The following is a 19,815-nucleotide window of genomic DNA, read 5'->3' as shown; positions in this document are numbered from 1 at the left end:
CCCGCAACCCCTACAACCCCTGAAGGACAACCATGAGTGCCATCACTGGCGTAATGCCGGTAGCGCCCACCATTTTCGCCGACAACGAGGAACTGGACCTTGACGGCCAGCGCAGGGTCCTGGATTACCTGGTGGACGGACAGTCCGACGCCGTCTGCATCCTGGCCAACTACTCGGAGCAGTTTTCGCTGACCGACGGGGAACGCGAGCAGGTGCTCCGGACCACCATGGAGCACCTGGACGGACGGCTGCCGGTCTGCGTTACCACCAGCCACTTCAGCACGCGGATCGCCCGGGAACGCAGCCTGCGGGCCCAGGAGCTCGGCGCGGAAATGGTGATGCTCATGCCGCCGTTCTTCGGGGCCACCATGAAGGTGGACGACGACGCCGTGGTGGAGTACTTCAAGCGCGTGGCTGATGGCCTGGACATCGACATCATGATCCAGGACGCGCCGATGAGTACCACACCACTGTCCGTCGGCCTCCTGGCCCGGATCGCCAGGGAGGTGCCCCAGGTGAACTACGCCAAGATCGAAATGCCCCAGGCGGCGGACAAGCTGCGCGCCCTCGGCGCCGCGGCCGGGCCGTCGCTGCCCGGGCTTTTCGACGGCGAGGAAGCCATCACGCTCATCCCGGACCTGGAAGCCGGGGCCCTGGGCACGATGAGCAGCTGCATGGTTCCGGACCAGCTGGGCCAGATCGTGCGGGATTTCCACGCGGGCGAACGGGACAAGGCGATCCACGCCTGGGAAGACCTGCTTCCGTTCATCCACTTCGAGAACCGGCAGTGCGGCCTGCGCGCCACTAAAGTCCTGATGAAGGAAGGCAACATCATTGCCAGCGACAGGACGCGCCATCCGGTAGGGGAGCTGAACCCGCACACCCGTGCGCAGCTGGTGGAGATGGCCAAGCGCAAGGACCCCCTGGTCCTCCGCTGGGCGTGAGGATCAGGGGATGCAGGAAGAGGAAGGGACGGGCATGCCGCGCATACTAATCACCGACTACGAATTCGAGTCGATCAGCCAGGAGCAGGCCGTGGCGGACGCCAACGGTGTTGAACTGGTACGGGCCAACTGCAGGACCGAGGATGACGTCCTGGCCGCTGCGGCCGATGTGGACGGACTTATCGTCCAGTACGCGCCCATTACCGAACGCGTCCTCAAGGGCCTGCCGCGCCTGAAAGCCGTCAGCCGGTACGGGGTAGGCGTGGACACCGTTGATGTCCCAGCCGCAACGGAATTCGGTGTGGTGGTGTCCAACGTGCCCGACTACGGTGTGGAGGACGTCAGCGACCACGCCATTGCGCTGACCCTGACGCTGGCGCGCGGCATCCCGGACCTGGACAGGGGAGTGCGGGCCGGGGAAACCCGGCTCGACTCGGTCAAGCCGATCCGCCGCTTCTCCTCGCAGACCTTCGGCGTGATCGGACTGGGCCTGATCGGGGCGGCCACCGCAGCCAAGGCCAAGGCTCTGGGCTACCGTGCCCTGGGCTACGATCCCCTCCACACCCCGGGGACCACCACCAAGGAGGGCATCGAGGTGGTGACCTTGGAGGAACTGCTGGCCGCGTCCGACGTCGTATCTTTGCACGTGCCGTTGAACAAGCACACGCACCATCTGATCAACGCACGCACGCTGGGGCAGTTCAAGAAGGGGGCCACCATCATCAACACCTGCCGCGGCGGGGTAGTTGACACCGCGGCCCTTGTTGACGCGCTGAAGAACGGAAAGCTCCACGCGGCAGGCCTGGACGTCTTTGAGGAAGAGCCCCTTCCCCTTAACAGTGCGTTGCTGGACCTTGAGCGCGTTGTGCTGACACCGCACACCGCCTGGTACACGGAGGAGTCCAGTGACGAGTTGAAACGGCGCACCGCGGAGAACGTGGTGGATGCCGTCCTGGGCCGCCGGCCGCGCAACATCGTCAACCCTGAGGTCCTCAACTAGCCATCCCCGGTGCCCGCCGGTGCGGGGGCCAACAGCAAAGGCAGAAACATGAATACACCGATTGAACTGATCGCCAACCCGCGGCTTGCCGCGGACATGGGACTGCTGGTCCTGCATCCGGAGGACAACGTTGGCACCGCGCTGGGGACGGTTACCGCCGGCACTTCCCTTTCCGTTACCGGCGGTGAGTTGCTGTGCGCGGATGAGATTCCCGGCGGACACAAGGTGGCTTTGCGGACCATCGAGGCCGATGAACCGGTCCGGAAATACGGCCAGATCATTGGCTTCGCGGGGCTCCTGATCAGCAAGGGCGAACATGTGCACGTCCACAACGTGGCATACCGGGAGTTCGACCGGGCCGGCCAGGCGGGCACCGCGCTGCGGGAAACCGAGTTCGTGCCCGAGGATCAGCGGGCAACTTTCCAGGGGTACCGGCGGAGCAACGGCTCCGTCGGTACCCGGAACTACATCGGCATCCTGACGTCGGTCAACTGTTCCGCGACGGCGGCAAAACTCATCGCCTCCCGGATCGAAAACAGCGGTGTCCTGGACCAGTACCCCAACGTGGACGGCGTGGTGGCGCTGACCCATTCCTCCGGATGCGGCACCGGAGGGGACGGCAACTACGGCTTCGAGGTGCTGCGCCGGACCCTCCACGGGTACGCGAACCACCCCAACTTCGCCAGCATCCTGGTGCTGGGGCTGGGCTGCGAAGTCAACCAGATTGCCGGCCTCACCACCGGGTGGTCGCTGAGCCCTGACAAGTCGATTTCCAGCATGACTATCCAGGCGCAGGGCGGCACCAAGGCCACGGTGGCCGAAGGCGTGCGGCGCATCGAGGAACTCCTGCCCGAGATCAACAAGTCCCAGAGGACCACCGTGCCCGCCTCGGAACTCGTCCTCGCCATGGAGTGTGGCGGCTCGGACGCCTTCTCCGGCGTGACTGCGAATCCGGCCCTGGGCGCAGCCGCGGACCTGCTCATCAGGCACGGCGGCACCGCAGTGTTCGGTGAAACCACCGAAATCTACGGCGCCGAGCACCTGCTCACGTCCCGTGCCGAGTCCCAGCGCACGGCGGACAAGCTGATGGAACGCATCCGCTGGTGGGAACAGCACGTTACCCAGGACGGATCGTCGATCAACAACAACCCGTCCCCCGGGAACAAGGCCGGCGGACTCACCACCATCCTGGAAAAGTCCCTGGGAGCCGTGGCGAAGGGCGGCACCACCAACCTGGTGGATGTGGTGGAGTATGCCGAACCCGTCACCGCCCACGGCCTGGTCTTCATGGATACCCCGGGCTACGACCCCGTCAACGCCACCGGCATGGTTGCCGGCGGCGCCCAGGTCCTGGCATTCACCACCGGCCGGGGCTCCGCCTTCGGCTGCAAGCCCACGCCCAGCATCAAGCTGGCCACCAACACCGCGCTGTATGAACGCATGCGGGACGACATGGACGTGAACTGCGGGGCGGTGGCGGACGGACAGCTGACTATCGAGGAGATGGGACAGCAGATCTTCGACCTCATCCTGGCGGTGGCTTCGGGCCAGGAAACCAAGAGCGAGGAACTGGGCTACGGGGACAACGAGTTTGTCCCGTGGCAGCTGTCCACCGTTCTCTAGGTTTCCCTACCGGCCCCTGTCTGTCATCGGACCGCGGCGTACCAGATCAGCAGCATGGTCACGAAGAATCCGGTGACGTAGTTCAGCCACAGGAACCGCTCCCAGCCGCGGTGGGCCCGCTCCGAATCCGCGTCCGTCACGGACGCGAAGGGGAGGATGCTCACCGCGTAGGGGAGTGCCAGCAGGGCCGCCAGCGGTCCCGGCCATGGCGTGAACAGCAGCAGCGCGCCGGCCAGCAGGTAGGCGGCAATCGCAAAGCGCACCGTGGCCTTGGCGCCGATCACGGTTGCAACCGACCCGATGCCGCCGGCCCGGTCCGCCACCACATCCTGCACCGCGCCGAACGCGTGGCTGGCCACGCCCCACAGGAAGAACGCCCCCAGCAGCGCCCACAGCGCCGGGGTGAACTGCGCCTGTGCCAGGACCAGCCCGTAAATGGCCGGGCTCACGAAGTGCGTGCTGGACGTGGCCGAATCCAGGAACGGCCGCTCCTTGAACCGCAGCCCGGGCGCGCTGTACGCCACCACCGCGAAGATGCTGACCGCCAGGACCAGCCAGGACAGCGGATTGCCCAGCAGGACCAGCACCGCCAGGAACGGCGCGTTGGTGCCGATCGCCGCCCGCAGCGTGACGGCGTGCATGGTGCGGTCCAGCACCGCGCCCTCCACCCCGCCTTTGCGCGGGTTCCGGAGGTCCGATTCGTAGTCGAACACGTCATTGATGCCGTACATCGCCAGGTTGTACGGGATGAGGAAGTACAGGGTCCCCACCACCCAGGCCAGGTCGATCTCGCGCGCCGTGAGCAGGTACGCCGCGGCAAACGGGTAGGCCGTGTTCACCCAGGACAGCGGCCGGGAGGACAGCAGGAGCATCCGCAGGGTCTTCATGGCCGCCTCCCCGCCTTAGGTGTGACGGACCGGCGGTCCAGCAGGATCCACAGCCCCGGCAGCAGGAGCACCGCGGCCACCGGATACGCGAAATCCTCCAGCGGGGCCAGCCCCACCTTCGCCCCGGAGATCATCTCCGGCGCGTACGTGAACAGCCCGAAGGCGATCATCAGGTTGTCGAACACGGCTGTCAGGACCAGGACGACGGCGGCCGCACCAGCGGCCGCTGCCAGCGCGACCTTGCGTGAGCGGTGCTTGAGCCGGATGGCGGCGGCGGTCCCTACGGCCAGGGCGGCGATGAGGAATACCGCGTTCAGTGCCCAGTAGCTCATGACCGTTCCTCCGCTTTCTCGGTGTGCGGCAGCCGGGTCGCGAGGAACCGCCGGAACAGCTGGAACAAGTTCATCACCAGGTAGCACAGGAACACCAGGAAGATCGGCTCCTCCAGCGGCAGCTCCGGGGCCAGCTCGATCCCGATCGTCTCGTTGTGTCCGCGGAAGAAGATGCCCAGCCCGATCCCGGACAGGTCCCACGCCAGGAAGAACACCAGCCCCGCCGCCAGCACCACGGCCGCGCGCCGCGCGTCCTGCCAGAAGAAAAGCCGCAGCCGCTGGTCCAGCAGCACCATGCAGCCCAGCGACACCAAAAGAAACGCCAGGTACGCAACGGCCGTCACGCCGTCGTACCCTTTGAAACTGTTCCTTCCGCAACGCCTGCCTGGCGCAGCGGCGCCGGCAGCGGACCGGTGCTGGTGTCGCCGCGCAGCCGCTTGACCACCAGCTCGGCGCTGATCAAACACATGGGAATGCCGATCCCCGGAATGGTGGACGCCCCCGCGTAGTACAGCCCCTCCACCTTGCGGCTGACGTTGCCGGCCCGGAAGAACGCGCTCTGCTTCAGCGTGTGCGCCGGCCCCAGCGACGTGCCCTTCCACGAGTGGTAGTCCCGCTCGAAATCGGCGGGCCCGTACATCCGCCGCACCACGATGCGCTCGGCCAGGTCCGGGATGCCGGCCCACTCACTGAGCTGCCCGATCACGGCGTCGGCCGCGCGTTCCAGCCGTTCGTCGCCGCTGCCGCCCAGCCCCGGGTCCGGGGGGATGGGCACCAGCACGAATACGTTCTCGTGCCCGTCCGGCGCCACGTCCGGATCGGTGGCGCTGGGCTTGCATACATACATCGACGCCGGCGACGGGATGAACGTGTCCTTGCCAAAGATCGCCTTGAAGTTCTCCTCCCAGTCCTTGGTGAAGAGGAGGGTGTGGTGCTCCAGCTGCGGCAGCCCGCCGCGGACGCCCAGGTACAGCAGCAGGGCGCTGGGCCCGGCGGTGTGCCGCTGCCAGTACCGTTCGGGGTAGGTCTGCAGGTTCCGGGGGAGCAGCGCGGTTTCGGAGTGGTGCAGGTCGGCCGCGGAGATGACGACGTCGGCCGGCAGGGTTTCCTGCGTTCCGTCGCCATTGCGGAAGCGCACCCCGCGCACGGCCGCCGGGCGGCGCCGGGAGATGATGGGCGCGGTCTCGATTTCCAGGACCTCGGCGTTGGTTCTTATCTCCACGCCGGCGTCGCGGGCCTGCTTTTCGAGCGCCTCCACCAGCCGGGCGAAGCCGCCCATCGGGTAGTAGACGCCCACGTCCAGATCCAGGTGGCTCATCAGGTGGTACATGCTGGGCGCGGTGAACGGCGAGGCGCCCAGAAACACCGCGGGGTACTCCAGGATCTGCTGCAGGCTGGGGTTGCTGACGTACCGGCGGGCGTAGCTGTGCAGCGGCTCCAGCAGCAGGCGGGCCAGCCGGGGGAGCCGGGTGAGGATGTCCGGCACCAGCAGCGGGGCAAACGACTGGAAGGTGGGGTACAGGAAGCTCCGCTTGGCCATGGTGTACGTCTCGGCAGCGGAGTCCAGGTACTTCTCCAGCCGAGCGCCGGCGCCGGGCTCCAGCCGGTCAAACAGCTCCACCACCCGCTGCCTGCCCGCCGGGACGTCCACGGGTTCGGCTGCTCCTTCGGAGATGAGCCGGTAGCCGGGGTCCAGCTTCACCAGGTCCAGCTGCTCGGCGGCGGAGGTGCCCAGGAGCTGGAAGTAGTGGTCGATGACCTCGGGCATCAGGTACCAGGAGGGCCCGGCGTCGAACCTGAAACCCTCTTCACTGAACGCGTACGCCCTGCCGCCCAGGACCTCCTGCTTCTCCAGGATGGTGACGCGGTGCCCCTCGGTGGCGAGCAGGGCCGCCGTCGCCAGTCCGCTGATGCCGCCGCCGATCACCACCACCCTCTGCCCGGACGGCACCGGTTTCCTGCCGGTGCCGCTCACTGCGCCGCCACCCGGGCCGGGCGTGCGGCAGCTGGTTCCAGTCCCCGCCTGCCAGTGAGCACGGCGGCGGCGATCTTCAGCTTCACGGGGGTGGGCACGCTGATCCGTGCCCTGATCAGGTCCGGCGCCGGGGTGACGCGGATCCGTTCGGCGAGCTCGGCGAAGAGCTCCTGGGCCAGGGTTACCGCCAGGCGGCAGGACGTGGGCAGGCTGCGCAGGACCGCGCGGGATTCCTGCAGGTCGTGGTCGATGTCCGCCAGCAGCCGGATCTTCTGCGCCTCATCGAAGTTGGCGGGGCTGACGCCGGGGAAGTAGCTGCGGCCCAGGGAGGTGAAGTCCTCGGCCAGGTCGCGCAGGAAGTTGATCTTCTGGAAGGCCGCGCCCAGGTGCCGGGCGCCGCGCTCCAGCCGGGCCCGTTCCTCTTCGCTGACCGGGTGCCGGTGCAGGAAGCACTTCAGGCACATCAGGCCCACCACTTCCGCGGACCCGTAGACGTACTCCTCGAAGGACTCTTGCGTGTGCTCCGACTGCTCCAGATCGGCACGCATGGAGGCGAAGAAGGGGCGGGTGAGGTCGGTGCCGATGCCGGTCCGGCGGGCTGTGTCCGCGAACGCGTGGATCACCAGGTTGGTGCTGTAGCCGGTGGCCATGGCCTGTTCGGTTTCCTGCTCGAACGCGTCCAGCTGCCGCCGGCTCTCCTCCGGTGACAGGCCCGCAGCGGAGGTGACGCCGTCGACAATTTCATCCGCCACCCGCACCAGCGCGTACACGGAATCCACCTGGCGGCGCACGGCGTCGTCGAACAACCGGCACGCCAGCCCGAAGGAACTCGAATAGGAGCGGAGCACCACGCCGGAGGACTTGAGGGCGGTGGCGGTGTAATCGGCCAGCGCGTCGCGGTCCCGCTTCATGCGCCCATCCGATCGGTGACCAGGCGGGACAGGGGGGAGAGTCCGTCCCGCAGCGCCTGCGGCACGAACGGCTGGACCAGGACGTCCAGGGCCCGCTCCGTGAGGTCCGCGGCGAGCTTCAGGGTCTTGTCCCGTGCCCCGGACGCCACCAGGAGTTCACGGATCTCGGCGGCATCGGTGGCCGTGAGGTCATTGGACAGCAGCTCTTTGATCCGGGCCCATTGGGGCTGCTCTGCCGCGTAGGAGATCAGCGCGGTGCGCTTGCCCTCGCGCAGGTCGCCCCAGCCTGTCTTGCCGGTCCGTGATTCGTCACCGAACGCGCCCACCAGGTCGTCCGCCACCTGGTACGCGGTGCCGATGATGCGGCCGAACTCGCCGAGTGCCTCCACCAGCTCCTGGTCAGCGCCGGCCAGGACGGCTCCGGCGCGCAGCGGGGTGTCGAACGAGTAGACGGCGGTTTTCAGTTTGGACATCTCCAGGACCTGGTCCACGGTCTGCGGCATGGGGTCCAGGGGCGCCAGCACGTCCAGGAGTTCCCCGGCCGCGGAGGCCACGACGGCTTCGTCCAGCAGGTCGTGAAGCCGGTGCCGCGTTGCCGGGTCCGCGTCGGCTTCCGCCAGGAACCGGTAGGCGTTGGCCAAGGCCAGGTCCCCGGCGATCACGGCGGCGGACGCGCCGGTGTGCTCCGCGCGCTCCGGGCTGCTGCCCCGGTCCGCCGCAAGGCTGCGGTAGGCACCGGCGAGGTTGGGAACCCCGCGGCGGGTGAAATCCTGGTCCACCACGTCGTCGTGGATGATCAGGGCGGTGTGCAGCAGCTCGTAGGACGCGGCCACCGTGGCTGCGGCAGGCATGTCGGTGCCGCCCAGCAGGGAGTAGGTGGTCATCACCAGCCGGGGACGGAACCGCTTGCCGCCTACGGTGCAGGCCTCCAGGTGTTCCCACAGCTCGAGGTACTGCGGGTGCATGGCACCGGCCCTCGCCTTGGCGCGGGCGAAGAACCCATCCAGAACTTCATTGACCAGTTGGCCGTCATCTGTCTGCGCCAGCGTGGTCCCCATATCCATATGTAAAGTAAACACGGGCACCCATGGGAGGGCAATTGAAGGCGAATGCAGAGCAGGTGGTCCTGGCCGCCGACGACGGAACACCGGTCGGCGTCGAGGACAAGGCCACCGTCCACTCTTCCTCCACACCCCTGCACCTGGCCTTCTCGGCCCACGTGTACGACTCCGACGGCCGCATCCTCCTCACCCGCCGCGCCCTGTCCAAGCTGACCTGGCCCGGCGTCTGGACCAATTCCTTCTGCGGTCATCCTGCGCCCGGCGAGGAGCTTGAGGACGCCGTGCGGCGCCGCGGGGAGTACGAACTTGGGCTGACGCTTACGGACATCGAACTGCGGGTTCCGGACTTCCGGTACCGGGCGGTGGATGCCTCCGGCGTGGTGGAAAACGAGATCTGCCCGGTGTTCACGGCACGCGCTGCGTCACCGCTTTCTCCCCGGGCCGACGAGGTCATGGAGTGGCAGTGGACCGATCCCGCGCTGATCACCGCCGCCGTGGCCGCGACCCCCTGGGCCTTCAGCCCGTGGGTAACCCTTCAGCTTCCGCTGCTGTACCCGGAGCGGTTCGGCGCCTAGGTTCCTTTTGTCACCGGGTGGATGACGGACGACGGCGGCGCTCCCGCCGGGCCTTCAACGTCACCTTCCAGCGTTCCCACGGCGGCACGGGAGTGGTTCTGTCAATGCAGCTAGGGCGGCTGCCCTCACGCTAACACCGACCCATCCCCGTCAATCTATCCCTGTCGAACACGGAAGGGTTGTCCGCACCACGGAGCCCGGACGCTTTAGTTCGGCGTGTGATCCGAAGGGGCTGCAAATCTTTTAGGTTCCTCTGCCGGGGGCTCTAATGTTGCTGTGTCCTCGGCAGCTTCAGAACGTCTGCGCCTTCTGCCAGCCAGGATCAGCGCGGCGGCCCCGATCAGCATGGCTGCGGCCACTGTGCCGACAATGACCGGAAGGTTGAACATGACGCCGGACCCCGTCTTGTCCGAGGTGGCCTGACCCGAGGGATCTGTTGCTTTTGTCTGAGCCTGCACTGCTTGTGCTTTGACGGCCGCTACTGCCGGAATGTTCAGGTCTTGGGCCGGAAAGATCGACACCGATTTATCGGCGGTGTTGGTCACCAGGACGGACCCGTTTGGCGCCAGCGCGAGATGCCCGGGGTTCCGGAGCGTGGGCTGGCCGCGGCGGACGCTTGTTTCACCTGGTGCGATGACGGAGAGGCTGCTCGCTTCGGAAAGAACATAGACAGTGCTGTCCGGGCCGACGGCGATTTCCTTTGGCCCGCCTGGAACCGGCACCCGGTAGGAGACAACTGACTCTCCAGGCTTGATTACCGCGACGTCGTTTGAGGTGATGTTGGTGACGTAGACCGCGTCGTCCGGGCCTACCGCGATCCCGTGCGGAGCACCGGCGCTGTCAGGGGCCTTCCGGACGTCGATGGTGCGTGAAACCGTCTCGGCACCCGGGGCGATGACCGAGACAGTCCCGCTGTCCTGGTTGGTCACGTAGGCGGTGCCGTCCTGAGCTACGGCTACTTCCTTGGGAGTCGCGCCGACGGCGACCTCCCGGGCCGGGGCATCCGCTCCCGGCGGGATGACCGAGACTGTGCCCAGGAACGGGTTGGGAACAAAGACAGTCCCGTCAGCTCCTGCGGCTATGAGGTGGGCGGCGAAACTGAGCGGAACCCTGCGTACCACCACAGAGGAGCCCTTCGGCATCACCGCGAGCTCTTCCTGCTGATTGTCGAGGGCCGACCCCTCGACAAACAGGGTGCCGTCCGCAGATAATGCCATACCCCACGGGTTGAGACCTGTCATGAGCGTCTTGGTTGGTTTGCTCGCCCCTGTGGGAAGAACAGATACACCGCCACCTCCGCCAGCGCCTATGTAGGCCGTGCCCTCGGCATCGATGACGACGCCGAGGGGTCCTTGGCCAACATCAACGACATCCCCCGACGCCACCGACGGGCCAGCACCAACCAACAAGATGCTGCCAGCGACAGCAACAGCTATGCCCGCGGTAAACCGCATGCACCTACCCCCAAACCTTGCAACAAGAAGCCCTTCGATGAGCGTACAGATGGCAAACCATGCCCGAAGCCCAAAGATTGGCGCTCTGTACTCCCCCCAAACAAACAGAGCCTATATTGCATCGTGCCAGCTTGGTTCACCAGAGACATGCGGCCGCCTAAACACTGGCGTGGGCGGAAGCCAGAGGGCGGATTGTTACGGAAAATCTGGGGCTTTACTGAAACAGCCCCGGGAAAAGCCGTTGGGCGTCATTCCTGCGGTGAGGTACGACGGCGGCGCTCTCGCCGGGCGTTCAGCGTGACCTTCCAGCGTTCCCACGGCGGCAGCTGCCGCCAGTGGATGGCCAGGGTGTGGAAGGCGCGCTGGAACCGCAGTCTTGCGTCGGCCCCGCCCACCAAAGCGCGGGCCGAAATGCCCACCTTCAACGAGCTGTCGTAGGCCGTGCGGCGGGTGGGGTCGAGCGCAAAGCCGAGGTCGACGTCGTCGTGCACTCCTGTGTCCAGCCGGTTCACTCTGGTGCGGGCCTGCTCCCAGTCCTGGCGGCGGAAGGCGCAGTTGGAGCCGAAGGGCGGCCAGTGCCCCATGGCCGCGCCCATGAGGACGAAGTAGGCCTGGATGTACGTAATGTCGGCGAGGCGGCTGCGGATGCGGCCGGTGCCGTAGAAGACGCCCGGCCCCGTGAGAAGGGCCAAGTCCGGGTCCTGCTCGAAGCGCCGGCTTATGCGTTCCAGCCAGTCGGCCGGGGGAATGCTGTCCGCATCGCAGCGTACGATGACGTCTCCGCGGGCGGCGTCGTATCCAGCGGACGCGGCAGCGGCAATCCCCGGCACATGTTCGGGCAGAACCCGGGCGCCGTGCTTTGTTGCGATCTTGGCAGTGTCGTCGCTGGAGCCGTTGTCCACCACGATGATTTCCAGCGGAGCCACGGTCTGGGATTGCAGGGCCTGGAGGCAGTGTTCCAGGAACGGGCCGTCATCCTTGCACGGGATGACCACGGAGAGGGACGGCATCCCCCGATGCTAGCCGGTTTGCCGCTTACCGCGTTGTACGGCCGGACGTAAGCTGATGTGGTCAGGAGCCAGGCGAAGCCGCAGAGGAGTTCCGGCATGCTGAATGGGTCAAATTTCGGGGTCAACATCGGGGCCTTGGTGGCAGTGGGCGTTGCCCTGTACATCGTGCTGGTGGTTCGCCGCCGGAAGTGACAGCCCCGTGCGAGGGTCTCCCGGTTCCGCCACCTAGGATTGTCCCCATGAAGGCTGCCCGAGACGCGGACTCCGTTGCCCTGGTGATCAATGCCGGTGCCCGCCTCGCCGCGGCGGGGCCGGAGCCGGTGGTCGGCAAGCTGCAGAAAGCCGGCCTGCCGATCTCCGCCGTGCACCTTGTCCGCTCGGGCGCCGACCTGGCTTCCACACTCGACAGTGTTGCCGCCGACGGCCATGACCTGGTGGTTGTCGGTGGCGGCGACGGCACCGTGTCCTTCGCCGCCGGCTTTTTCGCTGGGACCGGCACCGTGCTCGGCGTCCTTCCGCTGGGGACGGCCAACGATCTTGCCCGCACGCTGGAGATTCCCGCCAACCTTGACGCGGCGTGCGTCGCGCTCGCGGACGGGAAGGTGGTAGACATCGATCTTGGCCGGGCCAACGGCGAGCCCTTCCTTAATGTGGCCTCCGTCGGCCTGTCCGTGGGGGTGACCGAGAGCCTGAGCCCGCGGCTGAAGCGGCGGCTGGGTCCCTTGGCGTACGGCGTTGCCGCGATCCGCGCGTATGCACGGCACAAACCCTTCCGCGCCCGGCTCGAATTCCCGGAAGGTGACCATGAACCGCTGGAGCTGGAGAACATGTTGCAGGTGGCGGTGGGCAACGGCCGGCATTACGGCGGCGGCAACGCGGTCTCGCCCACCGCGGGAATCGACGACCACACCCTGGACATCTACGCCATCCCGGGTGCGCCGCTCCGGGAGCATGTGCGGATCGCCCGCCTGCTCAAGGACGGCAGCTTCGTCGAACGCGAGGGTGTGTACCACCTGACCACGCAACGCGTCCGGCTGGTGACAGAGCCGCCAATGCCGGTGAACCTCGACGGCGAGATCGCCACGGCCACGCCCGTGGACTTCACCATCGACCGCAACGCCGTGCACGTCGTGGTGCCGCAGTACAGCACCGCCGCGCGCCTCGACGGGTAGCTGGAGCCTCCGCGGCCGATGCGTGCCGCCGTCGTACTTCTTCGATGGATGTGGGGGCCGACGGCTTTTTTCGGATCGACGCTGACCCGTTGCCTCCGCCGTCGGCCCCTGGCCTGTGTGGAATGGGGATTGGTTGCCTGGCGGCGCCGCTTCTTAGCGCCGCCAGGCTCTGAGGCCATCGGTGTTATCCGATGCAGGCGCGGGTTGACTGGGCCCCAGTACCCAGGTGCATCAAGGTTGCTTCCCCGTCCTTCACGCATCACTTTGGAGGGAGGACCTCAAGGACCTGCAGAGATTCGGTCAAGATTGCATCAAGGTCGGCGCAAATTTCACAGGGGACTGTACGGGTCCCGAATGCAGGACTGCCCGCCTCCGGTTCAGGAGGCGGGCAGTTTGTGGTTTTGTCCGCGAGGCCTTCCGGACCTAGACCAGCAGGCTCTCCGGCACGGGCGCGGCGGTGGTTCCCGCGAAGATGGTCTTGTCGATGCCGGAAACCGACGACTTCCCGACAAACCCCATAGCGCCCTTGAACTCCTCCTGCAGGATGCCGAACACGCGGTCCACGGCAGGCTCCCCGCCGGCAGCAAGGGCGTAGGCGAAGGGACGCCCGGCGAGGGCGGCCTTGGCGCCCAGGGCCACTGCCTTGACGATGTCGTGGCCGCGGCGGATGCCGCCGTCGAGGTAGATCTCCGCCCGTCCACCCACGGCGTCGACGATGGACGGCAGGACGTCGATGGTGGCGGGCTGGGCGTCGAACTGCCGGCCGCCGTGGTTGGAAACGAAGATGCCGTCCGCCCCTTCGTCCACTGCCCGGGCTGCGTCTTCGGCGTCCATGATGCCCTTGATCACTAGGTTTCCCTTCCATTCGGAACGGAGCCTGGCGAAGTCCTCCCAGTTGGCACCGGGGTTCTTGTTGGACGCCATCCAGTTGTTCATCTCATTCATGCGCAGTGGGCGGCCGTTGATCTGGTAGTTGCCGTAGGTCATCTTCCGGCCCGTGAGCCACCGCCACACCCAGGCGGGGCGGGTGGCGGCGTTGAAGTAATCCGCCACCGGAGGGCGCGGCGGCATGGACAGCCCGTGGTGCAGGTCCCGCTCACGTTTGCTGGACGATCCGACGTCGCCCGCCACCACCAGCGTCTCGACACCGACAGCCCGGGCCCGCCTGATGTAGCTGGCCGTCTCTTCCGGGTCCTTCCAGAACGCGATCTGCGCCCACAGGTTGTTGGGGGCCACCTTGGCCACCTCCTCGAGGGAGCAGCCGGCCCAGGCGCTGTGGATGAAGATCGACCCCGCCCGGACCGCGGCCCGTGCAACGGCAGGATCCGAGCCGGGGTGGAAGATGGTGAGCATGCCCATCGGGGCCACCATCAGCGGCATCGCCAGGGAATGGCCCAGCACGGTTGTGGATGTGTTGAGTCCCCGGAGGTCCACCATTGACCGTTGGCGAAGCATGAGGGCATCAAAGCGGTCCTCGTTGGCGCGCATGGTGGTTTCGTCCAGGGCGCCGCCTTCCAGGTAGTCCGAAATCATCTTCGGCAGCTGCTTCCGGGACGCTTTCCGGTAGTCCTCGATGCTGACAATCCATTTGTTTCTCAAGGTCCTGCTCCAATGTGAAGGTCTAAATTACTTTCGCCAAGAACTGTTTGGTGCGCTCATGCTTTGGCTCGCGCAGGACGGTGTGCGGATCACCCTGCTCCACGATGCCACCGCCGTCCATGAAGATCAGGTGATCGCCCACTTCCCGGGCGAAGCCGATCTCGTGTGTGACCACGATCATGGTCATTCCGCCGTCCGCCAGGTTGCGCATCACGTCGAGGACCTCGCCCACGAGTTCCGGGTCCAGGGCAGACGTGGGCTCGTCGAAGAGCATCAGGCGCGGTTCCATGGCCAAGGCCCTGGCGATGGCCACGCGCTGCTGCTGGCCACCGGAAAGGGAAGCAGGGTATGAGTGGGCTTTTTCGGCCAGCCCGACCCGCTCCAGAAGGACCCGCGCCCTGTCCTGGACGGCCTTACGGTTCTCCTTTTTCACCCGCACCGGCGCTTCGCAGATGTTCTCGAGGACCGTCATGTGCGGGAAGAGGTTGAAGCTCTGGAAGACCATCCCGATGTTCTCGCGCATCTTTGCCGCCTCCGCGTTGTTCTGCGCGTGCAGCCGGCCTTTTCTGATCTTCACGCCAACCGGCTGTCCCTCCACGAGGATGTACCCGCCGTCGAGCGTTTCCAATTGGTTGATGCACCGGAGGAACGTCGACTTTCCGGAACCGGACGGCCCGATGATGCAGGTGACGCTGCCCCTGGGGATGGTGAGGTCGATGCCCTTGAGGACTTCAAGGTCGCCGAAGCTCTTGGTGACTGCCTGTGCCTCGATCATCACGTCAGTCACGGCTGGACCTCCTGTGCTGTGGTGCGGGGGTTCGGTGCTTTGGGCTTGCGGGGCCGCTGGTTCCGGCGCCCCGTTCTGATGCCGCCCCGGTTGAAGTGCCGCTCAATGAAGTACTGGCCCAGGCTCAGGATGCTGGTGACCAGCAGGTACCACATGCTGGCGGCGATGAGCAGCGGAATCGTCTTGAAGTTGGCGCTGTAGACCAGCTGGGCAGAGTACAGGAGTTCGGGGAACGCCAGGACACTGACCAGCGAGGTGGTTTTCAGCATGGAAATGGTCTGGTTACCGGTGGGCGGGATGATGATCTTCATCGCCTGCGGCAACACAACCCGGGAAAGAATCGCAAACCTGCGCATGCCAAGAGCCGTGGCAGCCTCCGTCTGGCCGCGGTTGACGCTCAACAGCCCGGCCCGCACGATCTCCGACATGTAGGCGCCCTCGTTCAGGCCCAACCCCAGGATCGCCGCCATGAACGGGGTGATCAGCACGTTGGCATCCACCGAGAAGAACTCCGGACCGAAGGGCACCCCCACCGCAATCCGCGGATAGATGGCCGCGATAAAGCCCCAGAAGAGGAGCTGAACGAACACCGGTACACCGCGGAACAGCCAGACCAGGAACGCGGCGGTTCCGGCAACAATGGCGTTCGGGGCAAGCCTGGCCAGCGCCAGCAGGACACCGACGACGATGCCGACCACCATGGAGATGGCGGTCAGTCCCAGCGTGCGCAGGAGTCCCGTGAACAGCCGCTCCGAGGTGAACCAGCCGAAGACCACGTTCCACTCGAAGCGCGGATTGGTGACCAGGGAGTACGCGACGAGGAAGACGGCGAACAGGACGATTGCCGCCGTGAGCCACAATCCTCCGTGGCGCTGGTGGGGGCGTCCCAGGAGAAGCTGCCGGTCCAGCCCGTCATGGACCGTGGCGCTCCGCTCCGTGGCTGTGTTGGCCATGTGGCTACTGCGCTTTGTTGAAGGCGAAGTCAGAGATTGCACCGCTGCCTACCCCCCACTTGTCGAGGATCTCCTTGTACTTGCCGCTCTTGGCAAGGGACTCCATGCCGAGCTGGATGGCCTTCTCCAAACCGGCGCCCTTCTTGAATCCGATGCTGACGGGGGAGACGTCCTTCTCGCCCAGCAGTTCAATCTGCCCGCCCTGCTTGATGGCGTATCCCAGGGTGGGGCCGTCGATGTAGACGGCGTCGATGCGGCCTGCCGTCAATGCGAGGTTCGGGGCCTGCATATCCGGGTAGGTCATGGCTTCAATGGCTGGATTGCCGGCGGCCGTACACGCCTGGGACAGGGCGGGAAGCCGTTTGAGGTCCTGGAATGAACCCTTCAGCACACCCACCTTCTTGCCGCAGAGCGTGTCCACCGTGAGGTGCTGGGGGTTGCCCGGAGCCACCCCGATGCCGCTACCGGACTGGTAGTAGTCGACAAAATCAAGCACCTTCATGCGTTCGGTGGAGGGCGACATCTGGGAGACAGCCATGTCGAACTTGCCGGCGGCAATGCCGGGGATGATGCCGTCAAAGGGGCCGCTCTTGATCTCTGTTTTCAGGCCCAGTGTCTGACCGAGGGCCATGGCAATTTCCGGGTCCACGCCCTGGATGGTTGTCCCGTCCGGGGCCATGAAGTGCAGCGGCGGAGAGCTCTGGCTCATGGTCACCGTGAGGGTGCCCTTGTCCCGTGCTTCTTGGGGGAGGGCTGCCGCGGCTGCGTCGTCGACTTTGACGGCCTCCGCTGAGCTTGAGGATTTTGGAGCGACGGACTGCGCTGAAGAGGCCATGTCCGGGTTGGAACATCCGGAGAGGAGCGCGCTTGCCATTGAAACTGCGGCGACGGTTACCAACATCGATCGGAACTGAATCATTTAGACGCCTTCGGAGTTTGGGGGAGGAGTTGAAGTGGGGAAAGGATCCAACCTTCGCGGTCAGCACCGTGTGTGTTCTGGATCACGGGCTATCCGGTATCATGTACCGTACATCATGCACGATTTCCTGCAAACCCTTTTTGGGCCCCACTGCTTTATGACGCGGGAGAGAACAAACTGATGTGCACGCCAGCATCCCCGGCCGCCCAATTCACATAGGATTCCGAAATGAACGCCGCTTCGCCCGAAGAAGAAGTACTCATCCCCGGCCGGCCAATGTTGGTGGATCAGGTTTTCGAGGCCATCCTGTCCCTGTTGCTGGATGACAAGATTTCCACCGGATCGCCGTTGAGTATCGACGGACTCGCCAAGCGCTTCAAGGTTTCCTCTACTCCCGTCAGGGAAGCGCTGGCCCGACTGGAGGCAACGGGAATGGTCCGCAGGGAAGCGCTCCGCGGGTACAAGGTGGCCCCTGAGCCCACCGCCAGCGACGTGGCGGCACTCCTCACCTCGCGCCAGATCCTGGAGCCCGCCTGCACCGGGATCGCGTCCGCCAATACCTCCGAGGCGTTAGTGGCAGACCTGGAACGGTTCCATCACGACCTTGAGGCGTCCCGGCAGGGCGGCGACACCTTCGCTGGATACCGTGCCTACTGGAAGGCTGACGAGGGTTTCCACCGGCGCATTGTTGAAGCAACGGACAATGAATTCCTGCTCCGGGCATACACCTCCATTGAGGGCAGCATCCAGCGGTTCAGGCTCATGGTGCACAACGACATGAGCGGAGACCACACCGTCCAGGAGCACGAAGCAATTATTGACGCCATCAAGGCCGGTAACCCCGAAGCGGCCACTGCTGCTATGGCCCGGCATATCGAAGGCATCAGGTCGCGCTCGGAAACTTTGACGAAGTTCGGGCACCAGTAGCAACCTCCGCGACTCGCTTCCCCATCTTCGCGGTGCGCCTTCCTTTTCGCACCCCAGATTCGGGCCGCGAAAAGGAACCTGCGCAGCGGAACCGCATCGGCGCGTCGAAAACAAGGTGCGGGCCGGCACCTTGCCGCGTTCCGCCGTCGTACTTCCGCTCGGCACATGCCCGAGAAATCTGGTGCCGTTTGCGCCGGGGACATGAATAATACGGAGTGCTGGGAACAGCGGAAGTACAGCGGCGTGCGCGTGGCTGCAACGACGGCGGCCGAAGGAACTGGACATGACGAGGTCACACCGGAGCGTACGGCACCAGCCCGAAACGAGCGTGGAGCTGAACCCGCTGTTCAGCCGACCCGGGGAAGCCACCATCTTTCCGCGGTTCACTATCCCGGACGGGGAATCCCTGCCCGCCACCGCCTACCAGGTGGTTCACGACGAGGTGATGCTGGACGGCAACTCGCGCCTGAACCTGGCCACGTTCGTGGGCACGTGGATGGAGAAGGAAGCCTCGCAGCTGTACGCCGAAACGTTCGACAAGAACATGATCGACAAGGACGAATACCCGCAGACGGCGCTGATCGAGACCCGGTGCTGGCGGATGCTCGCGGACCTGTGGAATGCACCGGATCCTGCCGCGGCCATCGGCACCTCCACTGTTGGGTCCTCCGAAGCATGCATGCTGGGCGGACTGGCGCTCAAACGCCGGTGGCAGCACCGCCGTCGCGCCGAGAAGAAGCCCACGGAGGCGCCCAACATTGTCCTCAGCTCCGCCGTGCAGGTGTGCTGGGAGAAGTTCTGCAACTACTGGGACGTGGAAGCCCGCTACGTGCCCGTCTCCGCCGAACATCCCACGCTGGACGGTCACGACCTGGAACGGTACGTGGACGAAAACACCATCGGCGTGGTGGCCATCATGGGCGTCACCTACACCGGCGCCTACGAACCCGTGGAGCAGATCAGCGCCGCACTTGACCGCATCCAGGCTGACACCGGCCTGGACATCCCCATCCACGTGGACGGCGCATCCGGGGCCATGGTGGCGCCCTTCCTGAACCCGGAGCTGGTGTGGGACTTCCGGCTCCCCAGGGTGGCCTCCATCAACACGTCCGGGCACAAGTACGGGCTGGTCTATCCGGGCCTGGGCTGGGTGGTGTGGCGGGACGAACAGTCCCTGCCCGAAGACCTGGTGTTCCACGTCAGCTACCTGGGCGGCGACATGCCCACCTTCGCCCTGAACTTCTCCCGGCCCGGCGCGCAGGTTCTGCTGCAGTACTACCTCTTCCTCCGGCTGGGCTTCGCCGGCTACAAGTCCGTCCAGGCAAGCTCCCGCGACGTTGCGCTGTACCTCTCGCACGAGATCGGGGCCATGGACGCCTTCACCCTGTGGAGCGACGGGTCCGACATCCCGGTCTTCGCCTGGCAGCTCACCGACGGCCACACCAAGAACTGGAACCTGCACCACCTCTCCGAACGCCTGCGCATGAACGGCTGGCTGGTCCCGGCCTACCCGCTGCCGGAAGGGCTCGCCGACATCACGGTGCAGCGGATCGTGGTCCGCAACGGCTTCACCCGCGACCTGGCGGCAAGCTTCCTGACCGACTTCAAGAAGGAAGTGGCTTACCTGGATTCCCTGACGGCGCCCATGCCCGACGGGCAACAGAAGGAAGCGTTCCACCACTAGCC

19 protein-coding genes are annotated in these 19,815 nt (G+C 65.9%); 7 read left to right on the top strand and 12 right to left on the bottom strand.

The features are described 5' to 3' along the window. Positions 1-32: 32 nt before the first annotated feature. Genes ACIGJD_RS15475 through ACIGJD_RS15465 form a run of 3 tightly spaced genes read left to right on the top strand, consistent with a single transcriptional unit; the run spans position 33 to position 3,567 of the window. Positions 33-944, top strand: coding sequence for a dihydrodipicolinate synthase family protein (locus ACIGJD_RS15475; protein ID WP_483686932.1), 912 nt, complete (start codon positions 33-35; stop codon positions 942-944). A gap of 34 nt (positions 945-978) precedes the next feature. Continuing rightward, positions 979-1,944: a C-terminal binding protein gene (locus ACIGJD_RS15470; RefSeq protein WP_483686931.1), complete on the top strand. Its 966-nt coding sequence runs from the start codon at positions 979-981 to the stop codon at positions 1,942-1,944. A gap of 48 nt (positions 1,945-1,992) precedes the next feature. Next, a complete protein-coding gene (locus ACIGJD_RS15465; RefSeq protein ID WP_483686930.1) occupies positions 1,993-3,567 on the top strand; it encodes a UxaA family hydrolase in 1,575 nt (524 codons plus the stop codon). Between the two features lie 23 nt (positions 3,568-3,590). Here ACIGJD_RS15465 and ACIGJD_RS15460 read toward each other — a convergent pair whose 3' ends face one another. Genes ACIGJD_RS15460 through ACIGJD_RS15435 form a run of 6 tightly spaced genes read right to left on the bottom strand, consistent with a single transcriptional unit; the run spans position 3,591 to position 8,736 of the window. Beyond that, positions 3,591-4,454: a prenyltransferase gene (locus tag ACIGJD_RS15460; protein WP_483686929.1), complete on the bottom strand. Its 864-nt coding sequence runs from the start codon at positions 4,452-4,454 to the stop codon at positions 3,591-3,593. Beyond that, positions 4,451-4,786, bottom strand: coding sequence for a lycopene cyclase domain-containing protein (locus tag ACIGJD_RS15455; protein WP_483686928.1), 336 nt, complete (start codon positions 4,784-4,786; stop codon positions 4,451-4,453). Before ACIGJD_RS15455 ends, ACIGJD_RS15460 begins: the two co-directional genes overlap by 4 nt. Beyond that, positions 4,783-5,082: a lycopene cyclase domain-containing protein gene (locus ACIGJD_RS15450; RefSeq protein ID WP_483689515.1), complete on the bottom strand. Its 300-nt coding sequence runs from the start codon at positions 5,080-5,082 to the stop codon at positions 4,783-4,785. The genes ACIGJD_RS15455 and ACIGJD_RS15450 overlap by 4 nt, the downstream gene beginning before the upstream one ends. Before the next feature lie 44 nt (positions 5,083-5,126). Next, positions 5,127-6,737, bottom strand: a complete 1,611-nt coding sequence (gene crtI / locus ACIGJD_RS15445; RefSeq protein ID WP_483686927.1) for a phytoene desaturase family protein — start codon at positions 6,735-6,737, stop codon at positions 5,127-5,129. 20 nt (positions 6,738-6,757) lie between these two features. Then, positions 6,758-7,672, bottom strand: a complete 915-nt coding sequence (locus ACIGJD_RS15440) for a phytoene/squalene synthase family protein (protein WP_483686926.1) — start codon at positions 7,670-7,672, stop codon at positions 6,758-6,760. Continuing rightward, positions 7,669-8,736 (bottom strand): polyprenyl synthetase family protein, encoded by a 1,068-nt coding sequence (locus ACIGJD_RS15435; protein WP_483686925.1) that lies wholly within the window; start codon positions 8,734-8,736, stop codon positions 7,669-7,671. The genes ACIGJD_RS15440 and ACIGJD_RS15435 overlap by 4 nt, the downstream gene beginning before the upstream one ends. Positions 8,737-8,759: 23 nt before the next feature. Between ACIGJD_RS15435 and idi the strand changes: the two genes are divergently transcribed. Further along, positions 8,760-9,308 carry an isopentenyl-diphosphate Delta-isomerase gene (gene idi / locus ACIGJD_RS15430; RefSeq protein ID WP_373462156.1) on the top strand — a complete coding sequence of 183 codons (549 nt, stop codon included), beginning with the start codon at positions 8,760-8,762 and terminating at the stop codon, positions 9,306-9,308. A gap of 206 nt (positions 9,309-9,514) precedes the next feature. Here idi and ACIGJD_RS15425 read toward each other — a convergent pair whose 3' ends face one another. Further along, entirely contained in the window at positions 9,515-10,525 is a 1,011-nt protein-coding gene (locus tag ACIGJD_RS15425; protein WP_483686924.1) for a Vgb family protein, read from the bottom strand. Positions 10,526-11,010: 485 nt separating this feature from the next. Continuing rightward, the gene (locus ACIGJD_RS15420; RefSeq protein WP_483686923.1) at positions 11,011-11,772 is read right to left on the bottom strand and encodes a glycosyltransferase family 2 protein; all 762 of its coding nucleotides are present in this window, start codon (positions 11,770-11,772) and stop codon (positions 11,011-11,013) included. 239 nt (positions 11,773-12,011) lie between these two features. On the opposite strand from ACIGJD_RS15420, the gene ACIGJD_RS15415 reads away from it, so the two are divergent. Then, positions 12,012-12,944 (top strand): lipid kinase, encoded by a 933-nt coding sequence (locus ACIGJD_RS15415; RefSeq protein WP_483686922.1) that lies wholly within the window; start codon positions 12,012-12,014, stop codon positions 12,942-12,944. 423 nt (positions 12,945-13,367) lie between these two features. Here ACIGJD_RS15415 and ACIGJD_RS15410 read toward each other — a convergent pair whose 3' ends face one another. The 4 genes from ACIGJD_RS15410 to ACIGJD_RS15395 are packed head-to-tail and all read right to left on the bottom strand — an operon-like array spanning position 13,368 to position 17,157. Next, positions 13,368-14,543 (bottom strand): alpha-hydroxy acid oxidase, encoded by a 1,176-nt coding sequence (locus tag ACIGJD_RS15410; RefSeq protein WP_483686921.1) that lies wholly within the window; start codon positions 14,541-14,543, stop codon positions 13,368-13,370. A gap of 22 nt (positions 14,544-14,565) precedes the next feature. Next, entirely contained in the window at positions 14,566-15,330 is a 765-nt protein-coding gene (locus ACIGJD_RS15405; protein ID WP_483686920.1) for an amino acid ABC transporter ATP-binding protein, read from the bottom strand. After that, positions 15,327-16,283 carry an amino acid ABC transporter permease gene (locus tag ACIGJD_RS15400; RefSeq protein WP_483686919.1) on the bottom strand — a complete coding sequence of 319 codons (957 nt, stop codon included), beginning with the start codon at positions 16,281-16,283 and terminating at the stop codon, positions 15,327-15,329. Before ACIGJD_RS15400 ends, ACIGJD_RS15405 begins: the two co-directional genes overlap by 4 nt. A 4-nt stretch (positions 16,284-16,287) precedes the next feature. Further along, positions 16,288-17,157, bottom strand: a complete 870-nt coding sequence (locus ACIGJD_RS15395) for an ABC transporter substrate-binding protein (protein WP_483686918.1) — start codon at positions 17,155-17,157, stop codon at positions 16,288-16,290. A 273-nt stretch (positions 17,158-17,430) separates the two neighbouring features. Between ACIGJD_RS15395 and ACIGJD_RS15390 the strand changes: the two genes are divergently transcribed. Both ACIGJD_RS15390 and gad read left to right on the top strand, forming a co-directional pair. Beyond that, complete coding sequence (locus ACIGJD_RS15390; protein WP_483686917.1) at positions 17,431-18,129, top strand: GntR family transcriptional regulator; 699 nt, start codon at positions 17,431-17,433, stop codon at positions 18,127-18,129. A gap of 283 nt (positions 18,130-18,412) precedes the next feature. Further along, the gene (gene gad / locus ACIGJD_RS15385) at positions 18,413-19,813 is read left to right on the top strand and encodes a glutamate decarboxylase (RefSeq protein WP_483686916.1); all 1,401 of its coding nucleotides are present in this window, start codon (positions 18,413-18,415) and stop codon (positions 19,811-19,813) included. The last annotated feature ends 2 nt before the right edge of the window (positions 19,814-19,815 follow it).

Source organism: Arthrobacter sp. E1SS-5, assembly GCF_057073715.1.
Note: the sequence above shows the minus strand (reverse complement) of the source record. Positions and strands in the feature narration are given on the sequence as shown.

Coding starts and splice junctions, on each gene's coding strand:
- ACIGJD_RS15460 (WP_483686929.1), bottom strand. CDS start 4,454: ATGAAGACCCTGCGGATGCTCCTGCTGTCCTCCCGGCCGCTGTCCTGG.
- ACIGJD_RS15475 (WP_483686932.1), top strand. CDS start 33: ATGAGTGCCATCACTGGCGTAATGCCGGTAGCGCCCACCATTTTCGCC.
- ACIGJD_RS15420 (WP_483686923.1), bottom strand. CDS start 11,772: ATGCCGTCCCTCTCCGTGGTCATCCCGTGCAAGGATGACGGCCCGTTC.
- ACIGJD_RS15470 (WP_483686931.1), top strand. CDS start 979: ATGCCGCGCATACTAATCACCGACTACGAATTCGAGTCGATCAGCCAG.
- ACIGJD_RS15425 (WP_483686924.1), bottom strand. CDS start 10,525: ATGGCATTATCTGCGGACGGCACCCTGTTTGTCGAGGGGTCGGCCCTC.
- ACIGJD_RS15390 (WP_483686917.1), top strand. CDS start 17,431: ATGAACGCCGCTTCGCCCGAAGAAGAAGTACTCATCCCCGGCCGGCCA.
- ACIGJD_RS15435 (WP_483686925.1), bottom strand. CDS start 8,736: ATGGATATGGGGACCACGCTGGCGCAGACAGATGACGGCCAACTGGTC.
- ACIGJD_RS15415 (WP_483686922.1), top strand. CDS start 12,012: ATGAAGGCTGCCCGAGACGCGGACTCCGTTGCCCTGGTGATCAATGCC.
- ACIGJD_RS15395 (WP_483686918.1), bottom strand. CDS start 17,157: ATGGCAAGCGCGCTCCTCTCCGGATGTTCCAACCCGGACATGGCCTCT.
- idi (WP_373462156.1), top strand. CDS start 8,760: ATGGGAGGGCAATTGAAGGCGAATGCAGAGCAGGTGGTCCTGGCCGCC.
- ACIGJD_RS15455 (WP_483686928.1), bottom strand. CDS start 4,786: ATGAGCTACTGGGCACTGAACGCGGTATTCCTCATCGCCGCCCTGGCC.
- gad (WP_483686916.1), top strand. CDS start 18,413: ATGACGAGGTCACACCGGAGCGTACGGCACCAGCCCGAAACGAGCGTG.
- ACIGJD_RS15465 (WP_483686930.1), top strand. CDS start 1,993: ATGAATACACCGATTGAACTGATCGCCAACCCGCGGCTTGCCGCGGAC.
- ACIGJD_RS15400 (WP_483686919.1), bottom strand. CDS start 16,283: ATGGCCAACACAGCCACGGAGCGGAGCGCCACGGTCCATGACGGGCTG.
- ACIGJD_RS15440 (WP_483686926.1), bottom strand. CDS start 7,672: ATGAAGCGGGACCGCGACGCGCTGGCCGATTACACCGCCACCGCCCTC.
- ACIGJD_RS15450 (WP_483689515.1), bottom strand. CDS start 5,082: ATGGTGCTGCTGGACCAGCGGCTGCGGCTTTTCTTCTGGCAGGACGCG.